The sequence below is a fragment of the Glycocaulis sp. genome, assembly GCF_051859565.1.
GTDB lineage: Bacteria > Pseudomonadota > Alphaproteobacteria > Caulobacterales > Maricaulaceae > Glycocaulis.
Window position 1 is genome coordinate 1 of sequence record NZ_JBHYFK010000020.1, and the last position, 956, is coordinate 956.

General features: G+C 54.6%; 2 rRNA genes. Both read right to left on the reverse strand.

Features of this window, described 5'->3' with window-relative positions:
• Nucleotides 1-90: ribosomal RNA gene (gene rrf / locus ACTIGC_RS13545) — 5S ribosomal RNA — on the reverse strand; the annotation flags it as partial.
• Nucleotides 91-189: 99 nt separating this feature from the next.
• Nucleotides 190-956 (reverse strand): 23S ribosomal RNA (locus tag ACTIGC_RS13550); the annotation flags it as partial.

Genomic DNA, 956 nt, shown 5'->3' on the forward strand with positions numbered 1-956 from the left:
GGGCAACGCCACACTACCATCGGCGCTGGCCTGTTTCACTTCTGAGTTCGGGATGGGATCAGGTGGTTCCAGACCGCTATGGTCGTCAGGCAAAACGGTTGATCACTGGGGGACGAGAAGGAACTGAGAGATGTTGATTTCGTTTGAGCGGTTAGGCTCTGCGTTATCCGCAATTGTCTTGGGTGTTATATAGTCAAGCCGCACGAGCAATTAGTATCGGTTAGCTCAACGCCTCGCAGCGCTTACACACCCGACCTATCAACGTCCTGGTCTTGAACGGCTCTTTAGGGACCTCGAGGGTCCAGGGAGATCTCATCTTGGAAGGGGCTTCCCGCTTAGATGCTTTCAGCGGTTATCCTGTCCGAACATAGCTACCGGGCAATGCGACTGGCGTCACAACCCGAACACCAGAGGTTCGTCCACTCCGGTCCTCTCGTACTAGGAGCAGCTTTCCTCAAATCTCCAACGTCCACGGCAGATAGGGACCGAACTGTCTCACGACGTTCTAAACCCAGCTCGCGTACCACTTTAAATGGCGAACAGCCATACCCTTGGGACCGGCTTCAGCCCCAGGATGTGATGAGCCGACATCGAGGTGCCAAACACCGCCGTCGATGTGAACTCTTGGGCGGTATCAGCCTGTTATCCCCGGAGTACCTTTTATCCGTTGAGCGATGGCCCTTCCATACAGAACCACCGGATCACTATGACCTACTTTCGTACCTGCTCGACGTGTCTGTCTCGCAGTTAAGCGGGCTTGTGCCATTACACTAACCGCATGATGTCCGACCATGCTTAGCCCACCTTTGTGCTCCTCCGTTACGCTTTGGGAGGAGACCGCCCCAGTCAAACTACCCACCACACAGTGTCCTCATCCCCGATAAGGGGACCAAGTTAGAACCTCAAACATGTCAGGCTGGTATTTCAAGGTTGGCTCCATGAGAACTGGCGTTCCC